The following is a 25,344-nucleotide window of genomic DNA, read 5'->3' as shown; positions in this document are numbered from 1 at the left end:
GCCGGAAAGCCTCCAAAATTCGTTAACGGCGGTAGTCATCCTCGATGCGGATGATGTCATCCTCGCCAAGATAGCTGCCGGTCTGGACCTCGATCAGTTCCAACGGGATTTTTCCGGGATTCTCCAGCCGGTGGGTCGCCCCGATCGGAATGTAGACCGATTCATTCTCGTGGACGACCTTCTCAAAATTATCGATCGTCACCTTTGCCGCACCCCGCACCACAATCCAGTGTTCGGAGCGGTGGTGATGCTTCTGCAGCGACAGGCGCCCGCCCGCCTTGACGATGATCCGCTTCACCTGATGCCGCTCACCGGTATCGAGCGACTGATACGATCCCCACGGACGATGCACCTTGAGGTGATCCTCCGTCACCTGCGGGCGTACCTTTTTCAACTTCGCGACAAGACGCTTGAGCGCGCCCGGGTCCTTCTGGCGCGACACCAGCACCGCATCCTGCGTCGCCACCACCACGACATCCTCGACGCCTTCCAGCGCCACCAGCGTCTTGTCGGAGGAGACGTTGCAGTTGGTCGCGCCTTCGAACACCGCCGCGCCCTGTGCCGCGTTGCCGTCCGCATCCTTCGGCGACAATTCCCACACCGCATGCCATGAGCCGACATCCGACCAGCCGCACGAGACGGGAATGACCGCCGCACGCGAGGTCTTCTCCATCACCGCATAGTCGATCGACATGGGCGTTGCCCGCGCGAAGGCGTCTTCCTGCAACGTCACAAAGCCGAGGTCGCTGCCTGCTTTCACCACCGCCTCGCGCGCCGCTGCGACGCTGGCGGCGTCGGTCTGATCATACTCGTCGAGCAAAGCTCGCGCGCTGAACATGAAGTTGCCGCTGTTCCAGAGAAAGCCATCGCGCACGTAAGCCGCCGCTGTCGCCTCGTCCGGCTTCTCGACGAACTTCACAACCGACGACACATCACCCGCGATTTTGTCGCCGACCTGGATGTAGCCGTATTCCGTCGCCGCACGCTCAGGCTTGATGCCGAAGGTCACGATTTTCCCGGAGGCTGCAACCTCGACCGCCTGACGGCAAGCCGCGACAAAGGCCGCCTCGTCGCCCACCACATGATCGGCGGCGAGCGCCAGCACCACCGCCTGAGGATCGCGGGTTGCCGCAAACGCTGCGCCCGCAGCAATCGCGGGGCCGGAATCCCTGCGGCAGGGCTCAAGCAGAATGTCGGCGTCGCGCTCAATCTCGGCGAGCTGCTCGCGCACCATGAAGCGATAGGCTGCGTTGGTGATGACGATCGGACGGTCGAACAGCGTGCCGTCACCGACCCGTGTCAGCGTGTCCTGGAACGTCGAGCGGCCACCGAACAACGACAGGAATTGCTTCGGCCGGTTCTCGCGCGACGCGGGCCAGAGCCGCGTTCCGGCGCCGCCGCACATGATCAACGGAACGATACGCTTCGTCATCGAAAACCGCTTTCCTGAAATTTTATGCGATCAGACCCGGTGATACTCGCGATACCATGCCACAAAGCGCGCGACGCCGTCAGCCAGCGGCGTGGAGGGATGGAAATCCACCTCCCGCTGCAAGTCGTCAATATCGGCATAGGTGGCATAGACGTCACCCGCCTGCATCGGCAGCAACTCCTTACGCGCAGTGCGGCCGAACTCTTTCTCAAGCGCCTGGACAAGATCCATCAGCTTTTCGGGCTGGTTGTTGCCGATGTTGTAGATTCGCCATGGCGCGCGGCTCGACGCGGGATCGGGATGCTGCGCATCCCAGGATGCATTGGGCGTCGCCGGGCGCTGTGCAAGGCGCACCACCGCCTCCGTCACGTCGTCGATGTAGGTGAAGTCCCGCATCATGTCGCCGTTGTTGAACAGGCGGATCGGCTTTCCTTCCGTGATCGCCTTCGCGAACAGGAACATCGCCATGTCCGGGCGACCCCATGGGCCATACACCGTGAAGAAACGCAGGCCCGTCGTCGGCAGCCCGTAAAGATGGCTGTAGGAATGCGCCATCAACTCGTTAGCCTTCTTGCTCGCGGCATAGAGGCTGATCGGGTGATCGACATTGTCGTGCACGGAAAACGGCAGCTTGGTGTTCGCGCCATAGACCGAGGACGAGGATGCGAACAGAAGGTGCTCGCAGCCATTGTGCCGGCAGCCTTCCAGCACGTTGGCGAACCCTTGAAGGTTGGCATCGATATAGACGGTCGGATGATCGATGGAGTAGCGCACCCCCGCCTGCGCGGCGAGGTGGATCACGACCGGAAAGCGGTGGCGCTCAAATATGTTTCGGGTGGCGGCACGATCCGCCAGATCGATCTTCTCAAAGGAGAAGTTCGGGTCATTGCGCAGGATGGCAAGCCGGGCCTCTTTCAGGCTCGGGTCGTAATAATCGTTGATGCTGTCGAGCCCGACGACACGATGACCGCCCTGCAACAGACGTTGCGACACATGAAAGCCGATGAACCCGGCCGCACCGGTTACGAGAATCGATTGCTTGGACATGATCTCAAACGGTTGACGGAAAAGATGGCCTCTTCACGGCTTTCCTATTGCTAGTTGCGGTGTAAAACCATACCACGCAGCGAAAATATATCCGTCCCGCGCGCAAATTTACGATACGTTTTCCTCACACGGCACAGACCGGCTCCGATGCGCCCCACCGTTTTCCTTCTCATCCGCATCCTGATGTCGGCCGGGTTATTGTACCTGTCGCTCCGCGGCATTCATTTCGACGCCCTCCGGGCACGCCTGGACCATTTCGGCTTCGGCTGGTTTGTGCTCGCCATTCTGGTCACCCTCTTCCAGATCGTCCTCAGCGCCGTCCGCTGGCGCGAAGTGACCAAGCGCTGCGACGCGCCGCTGGATGACGCCCGCGCGATCAAGTTCAACATGATCGGCACGTTCTTCAACCAGACCCTGCCCTCCTCGATCGGCGGCGACGCCATGCGGCTCTGGCTGCTCGGCCGCATCGCGGGCTGGCGCGAAGCGACCTATTCGGTGCTGGTGGACCGCGCCATCGGCCTGATCGCGCTTGCGGTCATCATCGTCTGCAGCCTGCCGTGGAGTTATCCGCTCATAACAAACCGGGAGGGGCAAGTGGCGCTCGTCGTCATTGGCTCGGCGGCACTCACGGCCAGCCTCGGTTTTCTCCTCGTCGGAGCACTCTCCTGGCCATGGCTGAAAGGCTGGTGGCCGCTGCGGCACGTCCACGCCTGCGGTGAGATCGCCAACAAAGTCCTGTTCAATGTCAAATCAGGCCTGACGGTAGCCGCGCTGTCGCTGGCGATCCATGTGCTCGCCGTCGTCATCGCCTGGTGCTGTGCGATGGCCATTCATGCGTCCGTGTCGTTCTGGCAGGTGTTTTTGCTGATCCCGCCGATCATGCTCATCACCATGCTGCCGATCTCGATCGCGGGATGGGGCGTGCGCGAGGCATCGATGACGGTGGCGTTCGGCTATGCGGGCCTGATGACCAGCGAAGGCACCGTGGTGTCGATCCTGTTCGGAATCGTTTATTTCATCGTCGGCGCAATGGGCGGGCTGATTTGGGTGTCGAGCCCGGAAAAGCACGACAAGGCAACAGCGGTCATACCCCGGCTCGATTAGAGCCGGACATCCTTATCCTTGATTGCTTCGCGCCCGGTTCACCAGCGATGTCGTGCTGTGGCCAGGAAGAATGTCGATCAGCACGACCTCGCCGCCATGCGCAGTGACGAACTCGTGCCCGACGACCTGCTCGCGGGTGTAGTCGCCACCCTTCACCAGCACGCTCGGCTTGACCTGACGGATCAATTCGAGCGGTGTGTCTTCTTCGAAGATCACGACGAGATCGACCGCCTCCAGCGCCGCCAGCACCTCGGCGCGGGCCAGCTCGGCCTGCACCGGACGGCTCTCGCCTTTCAGCCGACGCACCGAGTCATCGCTGTTGAGGCCGACCACAAGTCGATCACACGTTGCGCGCGCCTGCGTCAGCACCCGGACATGGCCCGGGTGCAGGATGTCGAAGCAGCCATTGGTGAAGCCGATCCGCAAGCCCTCCCGGCGCCAGTCATCAAGGCGCGCATCGATGTCCTTCCAGTTCGATACGATCTTCTCTTCCATCGTGAGGACCGCATGCGGCAGGATTTTCTTGCGCAGTTCGGCCTGGGTCACGCTCGCGGTGCCGCGCTTGCCGACAGCAACAGCCGCTGCCGCCGAAGCCGTGCGCACAGCATCTTCTTCCGCCGCACCGCTCGCGAGCGCCAGTGCCAGCGCCGCAGCTACCGTGTCGCCTGCGCCGGACACATCGCGCACCTTCACCGGATAGGCCGGCACATGCAGCACGTCGCCATTCTTCGCCACCAGCGTCATGCCGTTCTCGCTCTGCGTCACGAGCATCGCATCGCAGCCCGCGATCTCGATGGCGTCGCGCGCGGCAGTCCCGATTTCCTCCGGCGTACGGGCGCGGCTGCGGGTTGCCTCGGTGAATTCCTTGCGGTTCGGCGTCAGGATCGAGGCGCCGTGATAAACCGCGAAATTCAGGTTCTTCGGATCGACGATGGTGCGCTTGCTCATCTTGCGCGCGGTGTCGATGGTCTCGCGGATCACGCGATGGGTGAGCACGCCCTTGGCGTAATCGGACAGCAGCACGATGTCCGCGCGCGGCAACGCTTCCTTGATCGCGGCGATCAGCTTCGCCTCGGTCTGGGGCGACGCGGCCTGCGCCACTTCCCAGTCCGCACGCAGCATATGCGTGGCGTAATGCTCGGAGACGAAGCGCACCTTGCGCGTGGTCGGCCGCGACGGATCAACGACGAGATGCGCCTCAATGGCGGCATCCTTCGCCAGTTCGCTTTTCAAGGTCGCGCCCGCGGCGTCCTCGCCGATCAGACCGACGAAAATACAGCGACCGCCGAGCGCTGCGATGTTGCGCGCGACGTTACCCGCGCCACCGATATTGAATTCGCTGCGCTGGGCCGCGATCACCGGCGCCGGCGCCTCGGGAGATACGCGCGAGACTTCGCCATAGACGAACTCGTCCAGCATCAGATCGCCGATGCATAAAACGATCTGGCGCGACATCCGCTCCGACAGCGTATCGAAATCAATCATGAGTCACTCAACGATAGCGATCCGGACGATCGAGAAAATTTGTCACGTAAGAAGCAACCGAATCCTCAAGCGGCGTGAAGCCGCCATTATACCCGGCGCGGCGCAGGTGCTCGCCGTCGGCCTCGGTGAAATACTGGTAGCTGTTGCGGATCTGCTCGGGCATGTCGACATATTCAATGTTCTCTTTGATGCCGAGCGCCGCATAGGCCGACACGATCAGATCGCGGAAGCTGCGCGCATGGCTGGTGCCGACATTGAAGATGCCACTCACATTCGGGCTTTGCACCAGCCACATGACGACGCGCAGCACGTCGTCGATGTAAATAAAATCACGCCGCTGGTCGCCGTCGGCGATGCCGTCGCGATGCGACTTGAACAGCCGGATGGTCTTGCCCGCCTTGATGTCGTCGAAGGTCTTCGTGAGCACGCTCATCATCGCGCCCTTGTGATACTCGTTCGGGCCGAACACGTTGAAAAACTTCAAGCCCGCCCATTGCGGCGGCAGCTTCTCGCCTTTTGCCACCCGCGTCGCCACCGCGACGTCGAACAGATACTTGCTCCAGCCGTAGAGATTCATCGGCCGTAGCGCCTTCAGCGCATCGAGGCTGTTGTCGTCGCGAAAGCCCTGCTCGCCGTCGCCATAGGTCGCGGCCGAGGACGCGTAGATGAAGGGTGTGGGGTTGGCAGTGCACCAGTCGAGCAGCCGCATCGACAGCCGGTAATTGGTCTCGAACACATGGTCGCCGTCGGTCGCGGTGGTCGCGGAAATCGCGCCCATGTGGATGACGCCAGACAGCCTGCGCCCGCGCAGCCAGGCCATCAGTTCATCCGGTGGTACGATGTCGGCGATCTGCCGCTTGGCGAGGTTGCGCCATTTGCCCTCGTCGCCGAGATGGTCGGACACCACGACATCCGCATGACCCGTATCGTTCAGGGCCGCGACAATGTTGGAGCCGATAAACCCTGCGCCCCCGGTCACCAGAAACATCGAAACATCCCACTTTTTGCCAGTCTTGGCCGGGACCGCCTCGCCGCGTCCCTCGCCGGGAACAGGTCACGGTCCGCTCCGTCATATCCGACCGGCCGATCCGTCCCCTGGATAGCCTCATTCAGACAAAACGCTTCTAGACGGCCTTTCGGGAAAGCGATACCCCGATTGCCCATCCTTTGGCAGTCTCCTTAATTTGAGAAATGAATCATAATTCATCCATAGGGAATGTCCAACCGGACCCGAGCCAGACCGGCCCGATTCTGATTGTGCCGTATATGTGGATCGGCGATTTCGTCCGCGGGCATACCGCCGTCCGGCTGCTGAAAGAGCGCTGGCCGAACCGGCCGGTCGATCTTCTGAGCACGACATTATGCGCGCCGCTCGCGGACTACATGCCGGGAGTCCGGCAGGCGATCGTCTATGACCTGCCGCGTGGCCGCATCGCGCTGGACAAGCAGAAGGCGCTGGCCGCGATCCTGCGCCAGCAAAACTACCAGACCGCGCTGATGATGCCGCGAACGTGGAAGTCGGCGCTGGCGCCGACGCTTGCCGGTATCCCGGAGCGCATCGGCTTTATCGGCGAAGCGCGGTTTGGCGTCGTCAACGATATGCGCCGGGGCGAACGCGCTCTGCCGCGCATGGTGGACAAGATGGCGGCGCTCACCCTGCCGCCCAATACCGTGCGCGAGGCGCGCAATTGGCCGATGCCGCAGCTTGAAGTGCCGCAAGCCGAGATCACGGCATGGCGTGCGAAGAACGGTCTTGGTGATGGGCCTGCCATTGCGCTCGCGCCCGGCGCGGTCGGCCCTTCCAAGCGCTGGACCTATTACGCGGAGGCGGCGCGCGAGCTGGCCCAGCGTGGTTTCGACATCTGGATTGTCGGCGGCCCCGGCGAGAAAGAACAGGCCACCGAGATCGTCGCCGCTGGAGGGCTGCGCGTGCGCGACCTCACCGGCACCGATTTGCGCAACGGCATCCTGGCGCTGGCGGCAGCGACGGAGGTGATCTCCAACGATTCCGGCCTGCTGCATGTCGCGGGCGCGATCGGCACACCGTCGATCGGCATTTTTGGCCCGACCAGCCCCTATCACTGGGCACCGCTGAACGGGCTCGCCGCCACCATGAAACGCCCGGTCAACCTGCCCTGCCAGCCCTGCCACAAGCCGGTCTGCACCGCGAACGACCACGCCTGCATGCGCGACATCATGGCCGCCGAGGTAGTGAACACCGCGCTGCGGGTGATCGCCGAGAAAACCCAGAACCAGCCGGTGTCCGGGTAGCCGCGCTCCGGCTTGCGCTGACCTCGCAGGCTGGCTACGACTGCCCCATCCTTTACCGACCAGGTGGCATGTGAGCGACAATCCGATTGCAGATCACTTCCAGAACTCGCTCGCGGGGCTGACGCGCGCCGTGCAAAGCGAGGCGCTGCAAGCGACCGTCAAAGCCATCGCCGACGCCATCGCGCAGGCCTTGCGCAATGGCAACAAGCTTCTCTTGATCGGCAATGGCGGCAGCGCCGCCGACGCCCAGCACATCGCCGCCGAGATCGTCGGCCGCTACAAGCTGGAGCGCCCGGCTTGGGCCGCCGTCGCGCTCACCACCGACACCTCGGCACTCACCGCTATCGGCAACGATTACGGCATCGAGCAGATCTTCGCCCGTCAGGTGCAGGGGCTGGCGCGTCCGGGTGACGTGCTGATCGCACTCACCACCTCGGGCCGCTCGCCGAACATTCTCGCAGCGCTGCATGTCGCGCGCGGGATCGGCGTCACCACCGTCGGCTTCACCGGCACCAAGGGCGAAAGCATGCGGCCGCTCTGCGATCATCTGCTGGTCGCACCGAGCGACGACACGCCTGTGATCCAGCAGATCCACATGGTCGCCGCGCACGCGATCTGCGACGACGTCGAGCGCGCCGTGATGAACACGCCCGGCAAGGCATGAGCGAGACGACGCCCGAGCTTCGCCCGGCGGTGTTCCTCGACCGCGACGGCGTTCTCAATCACGACGACGGCTATATCGGCTCAACCGACCGCTTACGCTGGATGCCGAACGTGGCTGCGGCGATCCATCGCCTCAACGAGGCGGGCTATCTCGTCTTCATCGTCAGCAACCAGTCCGGCGTGGCACGCGGCCTGTTCACTGAAGAGGATGTCCGCGCGCTTCACCAATGGATGATCGAAGAATTGTCGCGCGACGGCGCACGCATCGACGACATCCGTTACTGCCCCTATCACGTCGATGGCACCGTTCCCGAATTCTGCGGCGACCATCCCTGGCGCAAGCCGAAGCCCGGCATGATCCTCGATCTGATGGTGCACTGGCCGGTCGATGCCGAGCGAAGTTTTGTGATCGGCGACAAGACGTCCGACATGGAGGCCGCGCAGGCGGCGAACATCGCAGGTTATCTGTTCAAGGGCGGCGATCTCGATGCGTTCGTCGCCGATGTTCTCGCGCAGCGCGCTTAAGCCTGCACGGACAACAGCCGGTTACTTTCCACCGCCGCGATCGCATCGCCGAATGCGGGCTGCGCACCCTTGCCGCCCAGAATGACAATCGGCCCGCTGCCGACCGGCCCGGTCAAACCGGGATCTGTGGCCAGAAACACCGCGAGCAGCGGCACGCCATAGGCGGCGGCGAGATGCAGCAATCCCGTGTCCACACCTGCGACGAGCGCGGCATTGGCGATCACCTTCGCTGTCTCGTCCAGCGGCTGCCGGTCAAGAATACGGCTGCCCGGGATGCCGCCCGACAGACGCTGGCAGCGCAATCGCTCCCGCTCCGAGCCCCATGGCAGCACCACATCGAGCCCCTGCCCGCGCAGCCATTTGCCGAGGCCGATCCACTCACTCTCGCGCCATTCCTTGGTGGCTTTCGACGTGCCGTGAAGCAGCACCGCGTAACGCCCGTCTTTCCCCGCAGGCGGACGCTTGAGCCCGTAATCGGGCGCGCCTTCCGGCGCGTAACCAAGACTGAGACCCGTGAGAGTGCGATTGCGCACCACCGCATGCTGCGCGCGGGAGACGCTGTGCTTCACATCATAGAACAATGACGCCAGCGGCTCGCGGATGCTGGACCAGTCGTAGCCGTGACGCTTGCCGGGCGAAGCGCGCGCGATCAGGCCCGAGCGGATCAGGCCTTGCGTGTCGATCACCATTTCCGGCGAGGCATCGCGCAACCGCATCCTGAAATCACCGATCTCCTCCCACGTCCCGGACGAGAACAGTTGCGAGCGCCAGCGCCGTGTCGCGACGGCAATGACGTCGGCCACACCGCGATGCAGCCGCGCGAGCGGCGCAAAGGATTCCTCGACGACCCACACAAGTCTCACATCGGGACGGTTCTTCCGTGCATCCGTCATCGCTGGCATCTGGTGCACGACATCGCCAAGCGAGGAGGTTTTCACGACTAGAACAGTTGTCATCGAACGGGCATGGTTTCGAATAATGGCCTTACGGTTTGGAAACCATAAAGCAGTTTCCCGGAGGAAAAGCCACGAAATCGGCCATCAAAACCGCAGGTTTAATACTTCCATTCCCCGGTTGCGCGACACCATAGGTGTCGACAGAAGGCCGCCGCGACGTGCGGCCAATGATGGAAGCGCTTATGACCGTTCTCGTCACCGGCGGTGCCGGTTACATCGGCAGCCACACCGTTCTCGCTCTGGTCGAATCCGGCGCGAGCGTGGTGGTGATCGACAACCTTTCCACCGGCTTCTCGACCGCGCTGCCGGAAGGCGTGCCGCTGTTCATCGGCGATGCGGCCGACGAGAACCTCGTGGAAGGCGTGATCGCCGCGCACGGCATCACATCCATCATCCATTTCGCCGGCTCGGTGGTGGTGCCGGACTCGATGCGCGATCCGCTCGCCTACTACCGCAACAACACCATGACCACGCGCAACCTGCTCAATGCCGCGATCAAGGGTCAGGTAAAGAATTTCATCTTCTCATCGACCGCCGCCGTCTACGGCAATCCCGAGCAGATGCCGGTGCCGGAGATCGCGCCGACGCGGCCGCTGTCTCCCTACGGCTCCTCGAAGCTGATGACCGAGATCATGCTGCACGACGTGGCGACCGCGCACGACCTGAATTATGTCGTGCTGCGTTACTTCAACGTCGCGGGCGCCGACCCGCAGGCCCGCATCGGATTACAGACCGCCGGGGCGACGCATCTGCTCAAGATCGCGGTCGAGGCCGCCACCGGCCAGCGCGCCAAGATCGACGTGTTCGGCACCGACTACCCGACGCCGGACGGAAGCTGCATCCGCGATTTCATCCACGTCAGCGATCTCGCGCAGGCGCATCTCGCCGCATTGTCCTACCTCGCCCAGGGCGGTGAGTCGGTGACGCTGAATTGCGGATATGGCCGTGGCTATTCCGTGCTGGAAACCATCGAGGCCGTCCGCCGCGTATCCGGCCGCAACTTCGCGGTCCAGATGAGCCCGCGACGCCCCGGCGACATCATGACCATGATCGCCGATACCACCCGGATCAACGCGATGCTCGACTGGACGCCGCGCTACGACGACCTCGACACCATTGCCGCCCATGCCCTCGCCTGGGAGGAAAAGCTGCTTCAGGACCGCCTCGCCAACCGGCAGGAAGCGGTTCCGGCTTAAGTTTCAAGCCTTGTTTTGGCTTGAAAACCCCCGCCATTGCGGGCAATGAGGCGCATGTTTCATTGCAGCGCGGCATGGGAATGAGCAAGGTTCCCCGCAAAATCACCGATGACCCCTATGGCGCAGCCGAGCTGATTAAGCGGCTGGTGGCCGAACAGGGCCTTGCCTATTGGCGGCGCTACGCGGTCGCCTTCGGCATGATGGGATTGTCCGCGGCTGCGACCGCGGGCTCGGCCTATCTGCTCGGACAGGTCATCAACCAGGCCTACGTCAACCGCAGCATCTCGGGCATCGTCACCTTGTCCGCGATCATCATTGCGCTGTTCACGATCAAGGGTGCCGCGACCTACGGGCAGGCCGTGATCATGTCGCGGATCAGCAACGCCATTCTCGCCAACAACCAGCGCAGGCTGTTCGCCAAGCTGATGCGCGAGAACCTGACATTCTATTCGGAGCGTCACTCCTCCGAATTCCTCGCCCGTCTCTCGGCCGGCGCATCCGCCGTCACGCAGGTGCTGGCGCTGCTCGTCACCTCGCTCGGGCGCGACTTCCTGTCATTAATCGGTCTCCTGGTGGTGATGATCGTGCAGGACCCGATTATGTCGCTGTTGAGCTTCGTGGTCGCGCCGCCTGCCTTCCTGTTCATCCGCAAGCTCGTCAAGCGCATCCGCCATCTCGCGCACGACCAGTTCACCGGCACCACGGACATCATGGAGACGGTGCAGGAATCGCTGCAGGGCATCCGCACCGTGAAGGCCTTCACGCTCGAGGAAGCGATGCAGGCCCGCATCAACAAGAGCATCGCCGACGTCGAAAGCTATTCCAACAAGATGGCGCGCGTCTCCAATCGTTCTGGTCCGCTGATGGAAATGCTGGGCGGCGTCGCCATCGCGGGCGCGCTGATGTATGGCGGCTACCGCGTGATCGCGACCAACGCCGCCCCCGGTCAGTTCGTCTCCTTCATTACGGCCTTCCTGCTGGCCTATGAGCCTGCCAAGCGGCTCGCGCGCCTCAACATCGACCTCAGCGGGCTCCTGATCGGTGCACGCAAACTGCTCGAAATCATCGACAGCCCCGCCTCGGAGCCGAGCGACGACAACAAGCCGCCGCTGCAACTCACGCAAGGCCGCGTCGAACTGCGCGACGTGACCTTCTCGTATCGCCCCGACGAACCGGTGCTGAAGCGAATGAGTTTCGTCGCGGAGCCCGGCCAGACCACGGCGCTGGTCGGCCCTTCGGGCGGCGGCAAGTCCACGGTGCTGGCGCTGCTGCTGCGGCTCTACGAAGTGGATCGCGGCGCCATCGTGATCGACAACCAGATCATCTCCGACTGCTCACGCACATCGCTGCGCCAGCAGACCGCCTATGTCGGCCAGGACGTTTACCTGTTCCGTGGCAGCGTCCGCGAGAACATCGCCTTCGGCCGTATCGGTGTGACCGAGGATGAGATCATCGCCGCCGCAAAGGCCGCATTCGCGCACGATTTCATCATGAGCTTCCCGCAGGGCTACGACACGCCGGTCGGCGAGCACGGCACCCAACTGTCGGGCGGCCAGCGCCAGCGCATCGCCATCGCCCGCGCATTGGTGAAGGACGCGCCGATCATCCTGCTGGACGAAGCCACCGCCGCGCTGGATTCGGAATCGGAGAAATACGTGCAGGAGGCGATCGCGCATTTGTGCCAGGGCCGCACCACCATCGTCATCGCGCATCGCCTTCACACCATCATGCATGCCGACCGCATCCTCGTGATCGAGGGCGGCGAGATCGTCGAGACCGGCCAGCATGACGACCTGCTGCGCGCCGGAGGACGCTACGCCTCGTTCTTCCGCCTTCAGCAACGCGAAGAAGACAACGTCACGCCACTTGCCGCCAACGCCTAGATTTTTCGAGAGACATCCCATGAGCCTGCCCGAGACCGTGATCCCCGCGCTTGACTATCCGATGCTGCCGGTCGCCGGCACGGCGAAAAAATTCCCGGTGCGGCGGATCTGGTGCGTCGGGCGCAACTTCCTCGAGCACATCCGCGAACTCGGCAATGACGAGCGAAACCCGCCCTTCTTCTTCGCCAAGCATGCCGACATGATCGTGCCGAGCGGCGCGACCATCCCCTTCCCCGGCCTCACCAAGGACTGCCAGCACGAGGTCGAGATGATCGTCGCGCTGAAATCCGGCGGCGCCAATATCTCGCCCGAGACCGCGCTCGATCACGTCTACGGCTACGGCGTCTCCATCGATCTCACCCGCCGCGATTTGCAGATGGCCTCGCGCAAGAAGGAGCAGCCCTGGGAGATCGGCAAATCGTTCGACAACTCCGCACCCTGCGGGCCCTTGCGCGCGGCCTCCGAGATCGGCCATCCCGCGAAGGGCAAAATCTGGCTCAACGTCAACGGCAAGGAACGCCAGATCGGCGACCTCAACCAGATGATCTGGAACGTGCCGGAAATCATCGCGCGGCTGTCGCTGCAGGTGACGCTTGGCGCGGGCGACATCATCATGACCGGCACGCCGAAGGGCGTGGCCGCGATCGCGCCGGGCGACCGCATCGAATGCGGCGTCGAGGGGCTGGAGCCGTTGTCGGTCAATATCGCCTGAGGCGAAGCACGCCGCGCTCACCAGTGAACGTGCTGGCTCGGCACGATAAAGGACGTTTGCGTCGGGGCGATCTCGGGGCGGGTGAAATAGTAATAGCCCGCCAGCATCACGGCGAGCAGCACGACGATGCTGCCGATATCGATGAGGCGTCTGGCACGCCAACCCGAGTCGCTTTCGCGAGGGTCTCGGAATGGTTCGATCCGCATCGCTCAGCACTCCCAAGGGGGCTGTGATAACAATGCGATGCTACACCCGCAGTTCCATGTGCGTCCGCAGCAAAATGCAGGGCTGACAAGGGTTTTTTGACTGCCTTGGCTTAATGGGCGTCGCGCAGCACGGTGTTGGCCTTGCCCTTCTCCACCATATCGATGACAAGCAGCTTCACGACATCCTTGCCGGTGTTGGTGCCGAAGTGCCATTGCCCGACCGCCTCGACGATGAAATCGCCGGGCTTGAAATCCTCGCTCTTGCCGGTGTCGTTATTGGTGACGCGCAGATTGCCCGCCTGCACATAGGCGTAACGCGGGAACGGATGCTTGTGCACCGGCAGCACCGCGTCGGGCGCAATCTCGTATGTGGAGACGATGACCTGCGCATCCTTCTGCGGCAGCACGATCGGCTGGCCGCTTGACGTCGTGATGGCCGACATCACCGGGCGAACGATGACAGGCTTCGCCGCTGTCTCGACGCGCGGGCTTTCAGCGCGGCACGGCGACGCGGCAAACGCCACGGCGGCAAGAACGGCAATCGAGGCAATGTGCTTCATCGGCAATCTCCGGTTTGCGCCAGTCTAGGCCAAGGCCGTTAACGGATACCCGCAGCACGCGCGCCCCCTATCCCGTTTGCGCCAAAACACCCTCCGTCGAGCCATCATGCGTGCGCGAGCCGCCCTGTTCTTTGAGACGCGGGCGCGTCTGAACGCTTCAACTGCGATCACCCTCAAACGAGGGCGCGCGGAACGCCGGATGCGCGCACGCATCCGCAGCCTCATGCGCGATGAAAACAAGCGCACGAGTAGAGTCACCACGGGCACGCCGCATCATCCGGCGTTCCGCACGCAATGGTTTTAACGGCTTGCTCCGCGAAAACCCCCGGTGACCGGCCCTTCGGTCCATCACCGCTGGAGGGGACGGCGCCGCTCTTCCTCTTGCGAGGAGAGAGAGTTGGCGCTGCCCCATGGCGCAAGGCGATGCGCCGGGATATCGCGACTTGGGCCGTCTGCTCACGGTGCGGCCGTCAGCCCGGGCAATAAAAAAGGCCCGGAGCTTTTTAAAGCACCGCGCCCGATCCATCGCCCGCGCATCGAACACCGTGCGCAGCCACCGCATCCCGCCCCGCGCATCGTGACGATCGCGAAACGCCCCTCAAACTAGGGACGGGACAGACACATCATAAGCGAGGTTTGGCGAGCGGGGATAAGTTTGCGCCAATTTTTTTGCGTCAAAAATCCGAGACAGCTGGGCTTAAGGCTCAGATCACGACGGGCGTAACGCAGATTGGCGTTGAACACGCGAGACGGAACGATGAGCATGGCCCACAAATTCCTATCGCGCACCACCATCATCTTTGAGCACTACTTCATTTCGGAATAGATACAGCATTGCGTCATACCGAATTTGGGCCACGATTTTCTTAAGCACTCCTTTTATAAAAATCTCCAGCCTTTGATTTGGCTGATAGTTGGCCTCAAAATAAGCATCGACACGCCCCGCTTTGAATAGCGCCTCGCATTTCCGAACATCCTCTTCTGGGGAGTAAACCGCGAACGCATGCCCTCCATTTTTTCTTGTTACCGCCATAGACGGCACATCTGTATCCCCATCACCGATATAAATTAAATTTCGAAAAGGAATCGGTCGTTCACCTTCAGGCATATGCTTGTTGACAGGCAGAGATAGGTCTTCGACGCCTTTATTTATACGAAACAAGTACTGAGTCTTTGAGACGTCTGTAATCACCCGATTTGGAAAAGTTGGCCGCCCGAACGCGTCGTAGTGATACTCAGATGCGAAAATCGTATGGAAGTTTTCAGCAATTGAAACTCCCTCTAAAATTTCTTTCAATCCAGCAGAGACGATGTAGTGGCGGATTTTCACGTATCCTAAGGTTTGCTCATGAACAAACTTATTGACGCGTTCGAACCAACTTTCAACGCCAGGAAAGTAGGGCACCTTAGCACCAAGCTGGCTTAATGTAGCTCGATTGATCGGCAAAGAATGTTGCATAATGCGCTCTGCCAGGAGCCTCATATAAGTTAGAATTTCAGTGGCCTGACTTTCACGCGTAGCTGCTTTCACTTCTTTCCAGAAGTCACTTGCCTCCACTCCCAGCTCTGGAAGCACTGTGTACTCCTGCATGCTGAGTGGTGATAAAGTTCCGTCGAAGTCGTAGACGATCGCTATCGTTCGATGCGGATAATCCCGCATATGGCGAAGGGTTACGCTACGGGCTTTTGCATTTTGATCTTGTGACATCTTACGGATGCTGAACGAATCAAATTCACTGGGACGAAACTACCCAGCGAATCACATCCCAAGGTTCGGGCAGCTCGTCACTACTCCCAAATTTCAAAAGCTATCCACAGTCAAATCATTCCCACGGGGCGGCCCCGCCAAGATATTCAATACTCCCCACCTTCGGAAACCACTCCTCCCCTCTTCCCTCCGGCGTCATGTCGAGCAGATTCCATAACGGATCGGCCATGTCGCCTGCGCGGTGATGCTGGTTTGGCGCGGGCGGCGCGCAAACAAAAAGCCCCGGATCGCTCCGGGGCTTTTTGTTTCTCGCGATATCATTCCGGGATGCGCGCGCTTACGCGCAGACCCGGAATCTCGAACTGCTGGATTCCGGGTTCGCTCGCTTCGCAAGCGCCCCGGAATGACCGGCAGGACCTCCACTACCCACACAGCAAAAAGCCCCGTCATTTCTGACGAGGCCCCTGAACGTCTGCGTTTCAGTACATCCGTGAAACGAGGCGTGAAACTCTAAGCGCGTCCCGGTACATCCGCGGTGACGGCGCTTTTGAATCCCTGCATGGCGCCCACGTCATTCTTTGCGAATGACAGCGGGCGGCCGATGATTTGCTTAGAGAAGCTGGAGGTTTTCCGCGCTGGTCTTGCCGCGCATCTTGTCCGTCTTGGCTTCGAACTCAACCTTCTGCCCTTCGGCGAGGTTGGAAAGGCCTGCACGCTCGACTGCGCTGATGTGAACGAACACATCGGTGCCGCCGTCGGTCGGGGCGATGAATCCAAAACCCTTCTGGCTGTTAAACCACTTCACTGTACCTTGAGCCATTTGTCTCTGTCTTTCCTAAAGAAGCGCCAGGGCGCATTTCGCGCACCATTGCGCGAAGCATCCAATTTTCAGCATCGTCTTTGGGAAAGGAGCCTGGCGGCGCGTTAACAAAAGAAGGGCCAGCAATCGAATATAGCGATACGTAGCACGCCCTTTGCCAAAGCCAAAGGACTCAATTGTGTTCATTGGGGGGCGATATACTGCTTCCGGGAGCGAAACGGCCTGCAAACCCGCTGTTTCCTGAAGATGGTGCGGCAAATGAGCCGGGAATGGACAAAGCCCCGGATCGCTCCGGGGCTTTATGTTTCTTACGATGGCATTCCGGGATGCGAGCGCAGCGAGCGAACCCGGAATCCAGCAGCTCGGGATTCCGGGTCTGCGCGTGAAGAACGCGCATCCCGGAATGACCCAATCATCAGTACCGGTAGTGCGCGGCCTTGTACGGGCCTTCCTGCTTCACGCCGATGTAGTCGGCCTGATCCTTGCGCAGCTCGGTGAGCTTCACGCCGATCTTGGCAAGATGCAGCCGCGCGACCTTCTCGTCGAGCGACTTCGGCAGCACATAGACTTCCTTCTTGTACTTGCCGTCCTTGTTGTTGGCGAACAGTTCGATCTGCGCCAGCGTCTGGTTGGTGAACGACGCCGACATCACGAACGACGGATGACCCATCGCGTTGCCGAGGTTCACGAGGCGGCCTTCCGACAGCAGGATGATGCGATGACCATCCGCGAAGGTGATCTCGTCCACCTGCGGCTTGATGTTGGTCCACTTCAGGTTCTTCAGGGTCGCGACCTGAATCTCGTTGTCGAAGTGGCCGATGTTGCAGACGATGGCGCGATCCTTCATCGCGCGCATGTGGTCGAGCGTGATGATGTCCTTGTTGCCGGTGGCGGTGACGAAGATGTCGGCGCGCGGGGCGGCGTCTTCCATCGTCACGACTTCGTAGCCTTCCATCGATGCCTGCAGCGCGCAGATCGGATCGATCTCGGACACCAGCACGCGGCAGCCGGCCTGGCGCAACGACGCAGCCGACCCCTTGCCGACGTCGCCGAAGCCCGCGACCATCGCGACCTTGCCCGACATCATCACGTCGGTGCCGCGGCGGATGCCGTCGACCAGCGATTCACGGCAACCATAAAGGTTGTCGAACTTCGACTTGGTGACCGAGTCGTTGACGTTGATGGCGGGCCACAGCAGCGTGCCAGCCTTCTGCATCTCGTACAGGCGATGCACACCCGTGGTGGTCTCTTCCGACACGCCCTTGATGCTGTCGGCGATCGCCTTGAAGTAACCCTTCGGCTTCTCCTTGAGCTGCTTCTTCAGGAGCGCGAAGAACACTTCCTCTTCCTCGGAGCCGGGCTTGTCGAGGAACGCGGTGTCGCCGTTCTCGGCGCGCAGGCCGAGGTGGACGTACATGGTGGCGTCGCCGCCGTCATCGAGGATCATGTTGGGGTGGCCGCCGCCGTGCCAGTCGAACAGCTTGGCGGTGTAGTCCCAGTAATCCTTCAGCGTCTCGCCCTTCACCGCGAACACCGGAATGCCGGCTGCGGCAATCGCGGCGGCGGCGTGGTCCTGCGTCGAATAGATGTTGCACGACACCCAGCGGATATCAGCGCCGAGCGCCTTCAGCGTCTCGATGAGAACGCCGGTCTGGATCGTCATGTGCAGCGAGCCCGCGATGCGCGCGCCCTTCAGCGGCTGCTTCGGGCCGTATTCCTCGCGCGTCGCCATCAGGCCCGGCATTTCGGTTTCGGCGAGCGACAATTCCTTGCGGCCGAAATCGGCAAGGCCGATGTCGGCGACGATGTAGTCGGTGGCGGTGGTCATGTTGAGTGTTCCTGTCTCTGGCATGTCATTCCGGGGCGTGAGCGCAGCGAGCAAACCCGGAATCTGGAAGTTCGGGATTCCGGGTCTGCGCGCTCGATGCGCGCATCCCGGAATGACTTGGTGAAATCAAACCGCCTTCTTCAGCGCCTCGGCGAGATCGGTCTTCTCCCAGGAGAAGCCGCCGTCCTTGTCCGGCGCGCGGCCGAAATGGCCGTAGGCCGCGGTGCGCGCGTAGATCGGCTTGTTGAGATCGAGATGCTTGCGGATGCCGCGCGGCGTGAGATCCATGGACTGGGCCACCGCCTTCTCGAGCGTCTCCTCCGACACCTTTCCGGTGCCGTGGGTGTCGATGTAGATCGACAGCGGACGCGCGACGCCGATGGCGTAAGCGAGCTGCAGCGTGCACTTGTCGGCGAGGCCCGCCGCGACGACGTTCTTCGCAAGGTAGCGCGCAGCGTAAGCGGCCGAGCGGTCCACCTTGGTGGAGTCCTTGCCGGAGAACGCGCCGCCGCCGTGCGGAGCCGCGCCGCCGTAGGTGTCGACGATGATCTTGCGGCCGGTGAGGCCGGTGTCGCCGTCGGGACCGCCGATGAAGAACTTGCCGGTCGGGTTGATGTGCCAGATGGTCTTGTCGTTGATCCAGCCTTCCGGCAGCGCCTTGCGGATGTAGGGCTCGACGCGCTCGCGCACTTGGCTAGAGGTCATGTCCTCGATCAGATGCTGATGCGAAACAACGATCTCGCGCACGGCGACCGGCTTGCCGTTCTCGTACTGCACGGTGACCTGGCTCTTGGAGTCGGGGCCGAGCACCTTCTCGGTGCCATTGTGGCGCGCTTCCGAAATCAGGCGCAGGATCTTGTGCGCGTAGTGCAGCGGTGCAGGCATCAATTCCGGCGTCTCATTGGTGGCATAACCGAACATGATGCCCTGGTCGCCCGCGCCCTCTTCACGATTGGTCGGCTGCTGGGCATCGACGCCCTGCGCGATGTCGGCGGACTGTTCGTGCAACAGCACTTCGATGTCGACGGTCTTCCAGTGGAAGCCGTCCTGCTCGTAGCCGATGTCCTTGATCGCGTCGCGGATGACCTGCTCAAGCTGTTCCTTTGGCACGCTCGGGCCGCGCGTCTCCCCCGCGATCACCACCTTGTTGGTGGTGGCGAGCGTTTCGCAGGCGGCGCGGATCTGCCACGGATCGAGACCCTGCTTGGGGCCTTCGCGGAAGAACAGATCGACGATTTCGTCCGAGATGCGGTCGCAGACCTTGTCCGGATGACCTTCGGAGACGGATTCAGAGGTGAACAGATAGGACGAACGCATCTTGTCTTCCTTCGATATTGGCTGGCGGTTGTTTGGGAAATTCCATCAGGTGCGTCAATCGCGCCGTCGCGAAATGACGTAAGATTCATCGTAAAACCACAGTCCGTTATGCCGCCGCAGCACCTCGCGCGTGGCTTCCAGATAGCGGCCGCTTTCGGTGATGCCGGCGAGCCGCTCGTCCTCGATCTGGGCGACATAGACCGCCGCGTTCCAGGCCGCGAAAGCAGTCGAGGAGCCGATCGCGCCGGTGACCTCGTTGGGCAGGGCTTCCATATCATACCGGAAGATCGAGCGGTTATCGGCGTAGGCGTTAAAGTTAAGGTCGCGCCCCGCCGAGCCGAGCTCGTATTTCACCGCCCGCAAGACCTCATGGCGGTTGACCGAGAACGGGTTCTCGTCCGGCCAGACCGACTGGATGATCTCCATTCCGGGGTCCTGCCCGTGGGAATGGATGCCGATCAGCCGCCCGCCGGGACGCAGCGCCCGCGCCAGCGGGCCGATGATGCGCTTGGCGCGGAAGTTCAGCGACGACTTGGCACGATAAGGCTGCGAGGCGATCACGAGGTCGAAATTGGCCTCGACCTTGCCTGCGCGCGGGATCACAGAATCCAGCATGAAGCGGTGGTCGTTGCGATAGATCACGATGGCGACCGGGCGCTCATAGACCGGCATGCCCGAGCGCGGCGAGACGTTCGCGCGCCAGTTCTCCTCAAGGAACGGCTCAAGCTCGGCGATCTGCGCCTCGAACTCGCCTGAGGAGGAGCCGGTCAGCACCACTTCTTTCCAGATCATTCCGGCGGCGGCGGCGGCCGATTTCGGCGTCAGCCACGGGGCCTCGGCGTAGTTCATGTTGGTCAGCACGAACACGGTCGCCGGGTGCTCGAATAGCCGGTCCGGCACCTTGTCGAGCGTGAGCTTGACGTCCTCGAAGCTGATCTCCTTGCCCGCGACATAGAACGGCATGTGCGGAAAGCGGACGTGCATCGAGCGCATCACCCGCGACAGCACGGTGCCGTCGCCCACCCCGGCGTCAAACACCCGCAATGCGGGTGGGCTGGGGTGGATGCTCCCAAGCTCCAAAGCCACCCGTTGGGCAATGACGCGCTTCTCGCTACAGGTATGGACAAACAGCAGGTATTTCTGCCGGTTCTCGAAGAAACGGAAGTTGCCCGCCGGGTCGCGCTTCTCGATGGGCGGCTCCGGGAGCCGCCGCGCCGGGGTTCCATCGGCCATGAAGGCACGGATTCGCTCCAGCGTATCGACGGTAATGCGCTTGTTCTCGCGCAGCCGGGTCACGAGCTTGCCGTCGTTCACTGCGCGGCGGCCAAACGTCGATTCCGCCAGGCCCGCCTGGCGGCAATAGTCTGAAATCTCAGCCAAAAGGGCTTCGTTCTTCATGAGACCGCGCGGGAAGATGGAGTGGGCAGAATAAAATTGTGCGAGCTATCTACCACGCCATGCCCAACAATCAAATGACCAAAGAGGGGTTTTTGTTTGATTTGCCGCGCTGTTTTACCGCCCTGCCGGACGAACTATGGCATCGGTACGCGCGACAAAGCCGATGATAACCTGTCGGGGCCCACCGTGATTTGGTCGGGGCCCCCGCTCTATTTCGCGAAAGTCATTTCAATGATCCGAGGCGCGAGAGCGTCTCTCGAAATCGCCCTGAGCCTGCCTGTCCAACCTGAGGTGGCAAGAGCCGCCACAGAACGCATCGCCCAAGCCATTCGGGAGTTCATCAGCAAATGAGGGGCATTTTACTTTTCGGCATTGGCTCTCCCATCATCGCCGACATCGAAGAGAGCCTTGATCGGGTTAAGATTCCGATTGTAGCTGGTATTCGCAACCACACTGATCCTTCCCAACTGTCGCGAGACATCCCGGTTATCGCCAGCGACGATATTCCCGCCGACAAGCTTTCCCTTCCTTTCCTGATACCTCTGTTCTCACCGAACAATCGCCGAACAGCCGCCACGGAAGCGAAACGTCTCGGATTACATCGACCTTTCACCCTGCTCGACCCCACTTCAATCGTTCCGCGCGAACTGGACGTGGCTGCCGGCACTTACATCAATGCCGGCTGCACGATCGGAAGCAGCGTTCATCTCGGCATGTTCAGTTTTATCAATCGCGGCGCCACCCTCGGCCATCATGCCCGGCTGGGCGATTTTGTCTCCATCGGACCGGGAGCCGTGATCGCAGGCAACGTGACGATTGAAGGCGGCGCCCTTGTCGGCGCAGGCGCAACCGTCCTGCCCAAGATCACGGTGGGAGAAAATGCCGTGGTCGGAGCCGGCGCCGTCGTCACGCGCGATGTGCCCGCAGGGATGACCGTGATAGGAAACCCGGCGCGCCCGCTCGACACCTGAGGGATGGCTGATGAGCAAGCCAATCGTTCACCTGTATACGATCTGCTGGGACGAAGCGGACATGCTTGGATTTTTCTTCAGGCATTACGATTCCTGGGTCGATCGCTACGTGATCTACGACGACGGCTCAACCGACGGCTCGCTGGATATCCTGCGCGCGCATCCAAAGGTGGAAGTGCGCTCGTTCGCTCGCGTCGATCCGGATTCTTTCGTGCTTTCGCATACCATCATGCAGGATGAAGTCTGGAAAGAAAGCCGGGGCCAGGCTGACTGGGTCATCATCACGGCGATCGACGAACATCTCTGGATTCCGGGACAATCCATGGAGTCCTATTTGTCCGCGCAGCAGGATCAAGGCGTGACTCTTATGCCGGCCCTCGGCTTCGACATGATCAGCCAGACCATGCCGCCAGACGAAGGACTGCTGATCGACCAGATCCGTCAGGGGCAACCATCAGTCCCATACAGCAAGCTCAGTATCTTCGATCCGAATGCCCTCAAGGAAACAAACTTTGCAAAGGGACGGCACGCCGCCCAGCCCGCCGGCAAACTGGTGCTGCCCGAACGCGACGAACTGCTCCTGTGGCACTTCAAACGTCTGGGATTCGAGCGGACAATGGCTCGCGAGAAATTCCAGGGTGCCCGGCTTGGTCGCGTGGACATCGCCAATGCCTGGGGCTTCCAATACCTGTGGTCTGCGGAAAAATTCGCATCCGAATGGGAGAAGTTCAGTCAGGATTCGATCTGTTTAAACCCACGAAGTCTTCGATCTGCCCGACCGAAAGCCAAGAAGCTCTGGTGGAATTCGTACCAGACTGCAATTCGGGTGAAACCGCGATGGTCCTGGCTTGGTAAAATCCTTCGGGCCGTCCTGCCCACCAGATGACGTGCACACCTCGCCCCCGGCGGCAATAGCCTGAAATCCTTAGCCAAAACAGCTTCGGTCTTCATATGGCCGGCGCGACGGAACCGGATTTTGAGGATCGGCCCGATTTTTTTGAAGGGGCATGTCACTTCCGGGTCCCCCTGTCTCGTCTTGAAGCCAAATGGGCAAGAACGGCGTTCCTAGCAAGCGCCCAGAACTGCCGATCCCCGCTTCAGCGGCAACACACAGGAGGCACCATTGAAGATCGTCGTTATCGGAGGCTCCGGCCTCATCGGCTCCCGGGTCGTGGCCCGGCTGCGCCAGCGTGGCCATGAGGTTCTCCCGGCCTCGCCGTCCACCGGCGTCAACACCGTCACCGGCGAAGGGCTGGCCAAGGCGTTCGCCGGGGCGCAGGTCGTGGTCGATGTCGCGAACTCTCCGTCCTTTGAACACAAGGCCGCGATGGCCTTCTTCGAGGCCTCGGGCCGCAACGTGCTCACCGCTGAAAAGGGCGCGGGCGTGAAGCATCACGTCGCTCTGTCGGTGGTCGGCACCGAGCGCCTGCTCGAATTCGGATATTTCCACGCCAAGCTCGCGCAGGAACTGCTGATCGAAGCATCACGCCAGCCTTACACGATTGTACGTGCCACCCAGTTCTTCGAATTCGTCGGCGGTATCGCGCAAGAAGCGACGCGGGACGATGGCCTCCACGTCTCGCCTGCGAAGATCCAGCCGATGGCGGCCGACGATGTTGCCGCCGCCGTCGCGGATGCGGCCCTTGCCGAGCCCGTGAACGGGATGATCGAGATCGGCGGGCCGGAATCCTTTCAGCTCGATCAACTCGTCCGAAAATACCTGAGCGCGAAAAAGGACGGCAAAACAGTCATCACCGATCCTGACGCCCGCTATTTCGGCATCAGACTCGACGACCGCTCGCTGACTCCGGATACTGGCGCCCGTCTCGGCACCACCACATTCGACGCATGGCTCAATTCGCCTGCCGCCGCCCATTAACGAAGGAGCTACAACCATGACAGCACGCCTCAATGATCCCTACAAACTCGCCCCCGAGGCCATCAAGGCCATGCTGGCGCTTGAAGCCGCCATCAAAGGCAGCACGCTTGAGCAGAGCCTGATCGAACTCGTGAAGATGCGCGCCTCGCAGATCAATGGTTGCGCCTTCTGCCTGCACATGCATTCGACCGACGCCCGCAAGGCCGGCGAGACCGAGATGCGGCTCTATCTGCTCAACGCCTGGCGCGAATCCTCTCTCTACACCCCGCGCGAACGCGCCGCCCTGGGATGGACCGACGCGCTGACCCTGATTGCGCAAACCGGCGCGCCGGATGCGGACTGGGACGAGGTGAAGGCGCACTTCAACGAGGCCGAACAGGTCAATCTCACGCTGCTGATCGGCGCGATCAACTCGTGGAATAGGTTTGCGATCGGGCTGCGCATGCAGCACCCGAAGGGAGACAAGCTTGCAGCAGCCTGACGGCACAACGGACGTCTTCGAGACGCAACGGCCCCGGCTGGTGCGTCTCGCCTACCGCATGCTCGGCTCGCTTGCCGAGGCCGAGGATGTGGTGCAGGACGCATGGCTGCGCTGGCAGGATGTCGACCATGCCAAGGTCGAATCCGCGCCCGCGTTTCTCTCGCGCATCGTCACGCGGCTTTGCCTCGACGTGATGAAATCCGCGCGCATGCGCCGCGAATCCTATGTCGGTTCATGGCTGCCGGAGCCAGTCATCGAAGAGGATGACGGTCCGGATGAAGACAATCTCACCCTCACGCTGATGCTCGCGCTGGAACGGCTTTCGCCGCTCGAGCGCGCGGCCTTCCTGCTTCACGACGTGTTCGGCGTCGCGCTGAACGAAGTCGCGACCACCATCGAACGCGACCCCGCCGCCGTCCGGCAACTGGCGGCACGGGCGCGCCAGCACGTTCAGGACGCACGCCCCCGTTATACGGTCGCGCAGGATGAAGGCAGCCGCATCGCCGAGGCTTTCTTTACGGCGTCACGCAGCGGCGACATCGATGGCCTGCGCACGCTGCTGGCTCAGAATGTCGTGGTCACGTCCGATGGCGGCGGCAAGGTCCATGCCTTCCTCAATCCGATTGTCGGCCTCAATGCCGTGCTGCGGCTCTATGAGGGCCTGACGCGCAAACTCGGCATTACAGACGGCGGCTTCTACAAGCCGGTGCGGATCGACGGCCTGCCGGGTTATGTCAGCTATGAGCGCGATAACGTCTTCCAGACCACGGCTTTTGAAATCGAGGACGGCAAGATCGTGACCGTCTACATCACCCGCAATCCCGACAAACTTCAGCATGTCGCGAAGGCACTGGCGATCACGCCGCCGAAGTCTCAATTGCGGCACTAGGCAGCGGCTGTTG

General features: G+C 61.8%; 25 protein-coding genes. 13 read left to right on the top strand and 12 right to left on the bottom strand.

Features of this window, described 5'->3' with window-relative positions:
• Positions 1-22: 22 nt before the first annotated feature.
• On the bottom strand, positions 23-1,432 hold the full coding sequence (locus AC1RNA_RS09340) for a mannose-1-phosphate guanylyltransferase/mannose-6-phosphate isomerase (protein WP_492950920.1): 1,410 nt from the start codon (positions 1,430-1,432) through the stop codon (positions 23-25).
• A 30-nt stretch (positions 1,433-1,462) separates the two neighbouring features.
• On the bottom strand, positions 1,463-2,479 hold the full coding sequence (locus tag AC1RNA_RS09335; RefSeq protein WP_492950919.1) for an NAD-dependent epimerase: 1,017 nt from the start codon (positions 2,477-2,479) through the stop codon (positions 1,463-1,465).
• A gap of 147 nt (positions 2,480-2,626) precedes the next feature.
• Here AC1RNA_RS09335 and AC1RNA_RS09330 point away from each other — a divergent pair, with 147 nt between their 5' ends.
• The gene (locus tag AC1RNA_RS09330; RefSeq protein WP_009337031.1) at positions 2,627-3,583 is read left to right on the top strand and encodes a lysylphosphatidylglycerol synthase transmembrane domain-containing protein; all 957 of its coding nucleotides are present in this window, start codon (positions 2,627-2,629) and stop codon (positions 3,581-3,583) included.
• 12 nt (positions 3,584-3,595) lie between these two features.
• Here the strand turns inward: AC1RNA_RS09330 and rfaE1 are convergent, their stop codons facing one another.
• Positions 3,596-5,068 (bottom strand): D-glycero-beta-D-manno-heptose-7-phosphate kinase, encoded by a 1,473-nt coding sequence (gene rfaE1, locus AC1RNA_RS09325; protein WP_492950918.1) that lies wholly within the window; start codon positions 5,066-5,068, stop codon positions 3,596-3,598.
• Positions 5,069-5,075: 7 nt separating this feature from the next.
• Positions 5,076-6,056 (bottom strand): ADP-glyceromanno-heptose 6-epimerase, encoded by a 981-nt coding sequence (gene rfaD, locus AC1RNA_RS09320; protein ID WP_492950917.1) that lies wholly within the window; start codon positions 6,054-6,056, stop codon positions 5,076-5,078.
• A 203-nt stretch (positions 6,057-6,259) separates the two neighbouring features.
• On the opposite strand from rfaD, the gene waaF reads away from it, so the two are divergent.
• The 3 genes from waaF to AC1RNA_RS09305 all read left to right on the top strand — a co-directional run bounded on the left by waaF (position 6,260) and on the right by AC1RNA_RS09305 (position 8,527).
• Complete coding sequence (gene waaF, locus AC1RNA_RS09315; protein WP_492950916.1) at positions 6,260-7,339, top strand: lipopolysaccharide heptosyltransferase II; 1,080 nt, start codon at positions 6,260-6,262, stop codon at positions 7,337-7,339.
• A gap of 70 nt (positions 7,340-7,409) precedes the next feature.
• Entirely contained in the window at positions 7,410-8,003 is a 594-nt protein-coding gene (locus AC1RNA_RS09310; protein WP_009337035.1) for a D-sedoheptulose 7-phosphate isomerase, read from the top strand.
• Positions 8,000-8,527: a D-glycero-alpha-D-manno-heptose-1,7-bisphosphate 7-phosphatase gene (locus AC1RNA_RS09305; protein ID WP_492950915.1), complete on the top strand. Its 528-nt coding sequence runs from the start codon at positions 8,000-8,002 to the stop codon at positions 8,525-8,527. Before AC1RNA_RS09310 ends, AC1RNA_RS09305 begins: the two co-directional genes overlap by 4 nt.
• Here the strand turns inward: AC1RNA_RS09305 and waaC are convergent.
• Positions 8,524-9,483 carry a lipopolysaccharide heptosyltransferase I gene (gene waaC / locus AC1RNA_RS09300; RefSeq protein WP_492950914.1) on the bottom strand — a complete coding sequence of 320 codons (960 nt, stop codon included), beginning with the start codon at positions 9,481-9,483 and terminating at the stop codon, positions 8,524-8,526. The two genes, AC1RNA_RS09305 and waaC, sit on opposite strands and share 4 nt — an antisense overlap.
• Positions 9,484-9,665: 182 nt before the next feature.
• Between waaC and galE the strand changes: the two genes are divergently transcribed.
• From galE to AC1RNA_RS09285, 3 genes are all read left to right on the top strand, one after another.
• The gene (galE, locus tag AC1RNA_RS09295; RefSeq protein ID WP_040297948.1) at positions 9,666-10,679 is read left to right on the top strand and encodes a UDP-glucose 4-epimerase GalE; all 1,014 of its coding nucleotides are present in this window, start codon (positions 9,666-9,668) and stop codon (positions 10,677-10,679) included.
• Between the two features lie 80 nt (positions 10,680-10,759).
• Positions 10,760-12,562 carry an ABC transporter ATP-binding protein gene (locus AC1RNA_RS09290; protein WP_492950913.1) on the top strand — a complete coding sequence of 601 codons (1,803 nt, stop codon included), beginning with the start codon at positions 10,760-10,762 and terminating at the stop codon, positions 12,560-12,562.
• A 19-nt stretch (positions 12,563-12,581) separates the two neighbouring features.
• The gene (locus AC1RNA_RS09285; protein WP_009337040.1) at positions 12,582-13,274 is read left to right on the top strand and encodes a fumarylacetoacetate hydrolase family protein; all 693 of its coding nucleotides are present in this window, start codon (positions 12,582-12,584) and stop codon (positions 13,272-13,274) included.
• Between the two features lie 17 nt (positions 13,275-13,291).
• On the opposite strand, the gene AC1RNA_RS09280 is transcribed toward AC1RNA_RS09285, so the two are convergent.
• Positions 13,292-13,480: a hypothetical protein gene (locus AC1RNA_RS09280; protein ID WP_009337041.1), complete on the bottom strand. Its 189-nt coding sequence runs from the start codon at positions 13,478-13,480 to the stop codon at positions 13,292-13,294.
• Between the two features lie 110 nt (positions 13,481-13,590).
• The gene (locus AC1RNA_RS09275) at positions 13,591-14,040 is read right to left on the bottom strand and encodes a cupin domain-containing protein (RefSeq protein WP_492950912.1); all 450 of its coding nucleotides are present in this window, start codon (positions 14,038-14,040) and stop codon (positions 13,591-13,593) included.
• A 106-nt stretch (positions 14,041-14,146) separates the two neighbouring features.
• Here AC1RNA_RS09275 and AC1RNA_RS09270 point away from each other — a divergent pair, with 106 nt between their 5' ends.
• Positions 14,147-14,344, top strand: a complete 198-nt coding sequence (locus AC1RNA_RS09270) for a hypothetical protein (protein ID WP_492950911.1) — start codon at positions 14,147-14,149, stop codon at positions 14,342-14,344.
• 474 nt (positions 14,345-14,818) lie between these two features.
• Here the strand turns inward: AC1RNA_RS09270 and AC1RNA_RS09265 are convergent, their stop codons facing one another.
• From AC1RNA_RS09265 to AC1RNA_RS09245, 5 genes are all read right to left on the bottom strand, one after another.
• Complete coding sequence (locus tag AC1RNA_RS09265) at positions 14,819-15,748, bottom strand: HAD family hydrolase (protein ID WP_492950910.1); 930 nt, start codon at positions 15,746-15,748, stop codon at positions 14,819-14,821.
• Positions 15,749-16,358: 610 nt separating this feature from the next.
• Positions 16,359-16,568 (bottom strand): cold-shock protein, encoded by a 210-nt coding sequence (locus AC1RNA_RS09260; RefSeq protein WP_009337045.1) that lies wholly within the window; start codon positions 16,566-16,568, stop codon positions 16,359-16,361.
• Positions 16,569-16,983: 415 nt separating this feature from the next.
• On the bottom strand, positions 16,984-18,396 hold the full coding sequence (gene ahcY, locus AC1RNA_RS09255) for an adenosylhomocysteinase (RefSeq protein ID WP_009337046.1): 1,413 nt from the start codon (positions 18,394-18,396) through the stop codon (positions 16,984-16,986).
• Between the two features lie 126 nt (positions 18,397-18,522).
• Positions 18,523-19,713, bottom strand: coding sequence for a methionine adenosyltransferase (gene metK, locus AC1RNA_RS09250; protein ID WP_009337047.1), 1,191 nt, complete (start codon positions 19,711-19,713; stop codon positions 18,523-18,525).
• Between the two features lie 54 nt (positions 19,714-19,767).
• The gene (locus AC1RNA_RS09245) at positions 19,768-21,111 is read right to left on the bottom strand and encodes a hypothetical protein (RefSeq protein ID WP_009337048.1); all 1,344 of its coding nucleotides are present in this window, start codon (positions 21,109-21,111) and stop codon (positions 19,768-19,770) included.
• A 347-nt stretch (positions 21,112-21,458) separates the two neighbouring features.
• Here AC1RNA_RS09245 and AC1RNA_RS09240 point away from each other — a divergent pair, with 347 nt between their 5' ends.
• From AC1RNA_RS09240 to AC1RNA_RS09220, 5 genes are all read left to right on the top strand, one after another.
• The gene (locus AC1RNA_RS09240) at positions 21,459-22,082 is read left to right on the top strand and encodes an LbetaH domain-containing protein (RefSeq protein ID WP_492950909.1); all 624 of its coding nucleotides are present in this window, start codon (positions 21,459-21,461) and stop codon (positions 22,080-22,082) included.
• 10 nt (positions 22,083-22,092) lie between these two features.
• Positions 22,093-22,968, top strand: coding sequence for a glycosyltransferase family 2 protein (locus AC1RNA_RS09235; RefSeq protein WP_492950908.1), 876 nt, complete (start codon positions 22,093-22,095; stop codon positions 22,966-22,968).
• A 237-nt stretch (positions 22,969-23,205) separates the two neighbouring features.
• On the top strand, positions 23,206-23,961 hold the full coding sequence (locus AC1RNA_RS09230) for an SDR family oxidoreductase (protein WP_492950907.1): 756 nt from the start codon (positions 23,206-23,208) through the stop codon (positions 23,959-23,961).
• Between the two features lie 16 nt (positions 23,962-23,977).
• Complete coding sequence (locus AC1RNA_RS09225; RefSeq protein WP_009337052.1) at positions 23,978-24,442, top strand: carboxymuconolactone decarboxylase family protein; 465 nt, start codon at positions 23,978-23,980, stop codon at positions 24,440-24,442.
• A complete protein-coding gene (locus AC1RNA_RS09220; protein WP_009337053.1) occupies positions 24,429-25,331 on the top strand; it encodes a sigma-70 family RNA polymerase sigma factor in 903 nt (300 codons plus the stop codon). Before AC1RNA_RS09225 ends, AC1RNA_RS09220 begins: the two co-directional genes overlap by 14 nt.
• Positions 25,332-25,344: the final 13 nt, after the last annotated feature.

Source organism: Afipia sp. GW821-FHT14H12 (genome assembly GCF_058803465.1).
The sequence above is the reverse complement of the archived record's forward strand: the minus strand, read 5'-3'. Positions and strand labels throughout refer to the sequence as shown.

What these genes read in the sequence shown, in the direction of transcription:
- AC1RNA_RS09340 (WP_492950920.1), bottom strand. Translation starts at nt 1,432, where the DNA reads ATGACGAAGCGTATCGTTCCGTTGATCATGTGCGGCGGCGCCGGAACG.
- AC1RNA_RS09335 (WP_492950919.1), bottom strand. Translation starts at nt 2,479, where the DNA reads ATGTCCAAGCAATCGATTCTCGTAACCGGTGCGGCCGGGTTCATCGGC.
- AC1RNA_RS09330 (WP_009337031.1), top strand. Translation starts at nt 2,627, where the DNA reads ATGCGCCCCACCGTTTTCCTTCTCATCCGCATCCTGATGTCGGCCGGG.
- rfaE1 (WP_492950918.1), bottom strand. Translation starts at nt 5,068, where the DNA reads ATGATTGATTTCGATACGCTGTCGGAGCGGATGTCGCGCCAGATCGTT.
- rfaD (WP_492950917.1), bottom strand. Translation starts at nt 6,056, where the DNA reads ATGTTTCTGGTGACCGGGGGCGCAGGGTTTATCGGCTCCAACATTGTC.
- waaF (WP_492950916.1), top strand. Translation starts at nt 6,260, where the DNA reads ATGAATCATAATTCATCCATAGGGAATGTCCAACCGGACCCGAGCCAG.
- AC1RNA_RS09305 (WP_492950915.1), top strand. Translation starts at nt 8,000, where the DNA reads ATGAGCGAGACGACGCCCGAGCTTCGCCCGGCGGTGTTCCTCGACCGC.
- waaC (WP_492950914.1), bottom strand. Translation starts at nt 9,483, where the DNA reads ATGACAACTGTTCTAGTCGTGAAAACCTCCTCGCTTGGCGATGTCGTG.
- galE (WP_040297948.1), top strand. Translation starts at nt 9,666, where the DNA reads ATGACCGTTCTCGTCACCGGCGGTGCCGGTTACATCGGCAGCCACACC.
- AC1RNA_RS09290 (WP_492950913.1), top strand. Translation starts at nt 10,760, where the DNA reads ATGAGCAAGGTTCCCCGCAAAATCACCGATGACCCCTATGGCGCAGCC.
- AC1RNA_RS09285 (WP_009337040.1), top strand. Translation starts at nt 12,582, where the DNA reads ATGAGCCTGCCCGAGACCGTGATCCCCGCGCTTGACTATCCGATGCTG.
- AC1RNA_RS09280 (WP_009337041.1), bottom strand. Translation starts at nt 13,480, where the DNA reads ATGCGGATCGAACCATTCCGAGACCCTCGCGAAAGCGACTCGGGTTGG.
- AC1RNA_RS09275 (WP_492950912.1), bottom strand. Translation starts at nt 14,040, where the DNA reads ATGAAGCACATTGCCTCGATTGCCGTTCTTGCCGCCGTGGCGTTTGCC.
- AC1RNA_RS09270 (WP_492950911.1), top strand. Translation starts at nt 14,147, where the DNA reads ATGCGTGCGCGAGCCGCCCTGTTCTTTGAGACGCGGGCGCGTCTGAAC.
- AC1RNA_RS09265 (WP_492950910.1), bottom strand. Translation starts at nt 15,748, where the DNA reads ATGTCACAAGATCAAAATGCAAAAGCCCGTAGCGTAACCCTTCGCCAT.
- AC1RNA_RS09260 (WP_009337045.1), bottom strand. Translation starts at nt 16,568, where the DNA reads ATGGCTCAAGGTACAGTGAAGTGGTTTAACAGCCAGAAGGGTTTTGGA.
- ahcY (WP_009337046.1), bottom strand. Translation starts at nt 18,396, where the DNA reads ATGACCACCGCCACCGACTACATCGTCGCCGACATCGGCCTTGCCGAT.
- metK (WP_009337047.1), bottom strand. Translation starts at nt 19,713, where the DNA reads ATGCGTTCGTCCTATCTGTTCACCTCTGAATCCGTCTCCGAAGGTCAT.
- AC1RNA_RS09245 (WP_009337048.1), bottom strand. Translation starts at nt 21,111, where the DNA reads ATGAAGAACGAAGCCCTTTTGGCTGAGATTTCAGACTATTGCCGCCAG.
- AC1RNA_RS09240 (WP_492950909.1), top strand. Translation starts at nt 21,459, where the DNA reads ATGAGGGGCATTTTACTTTTCGGCATTGGCTCTCCCATCATCGCCGAC.
- AC1RNA_RS09235 (WP_492950908.1), top strand. Translation starts at nt 22,093, where the DNA reads ATGAGCAAGCCAATCGTTCACCTGTATACGATCTGCTGGGACGAAGCG.
- AC1RNA_RS09225 (WP_009337052.1), top strand. Translation starts at nt 23,978, where the DNA reads ATGACAGCACGCCTCAATGATCCCTACAAACTCGCCCCCGAGGCCATC.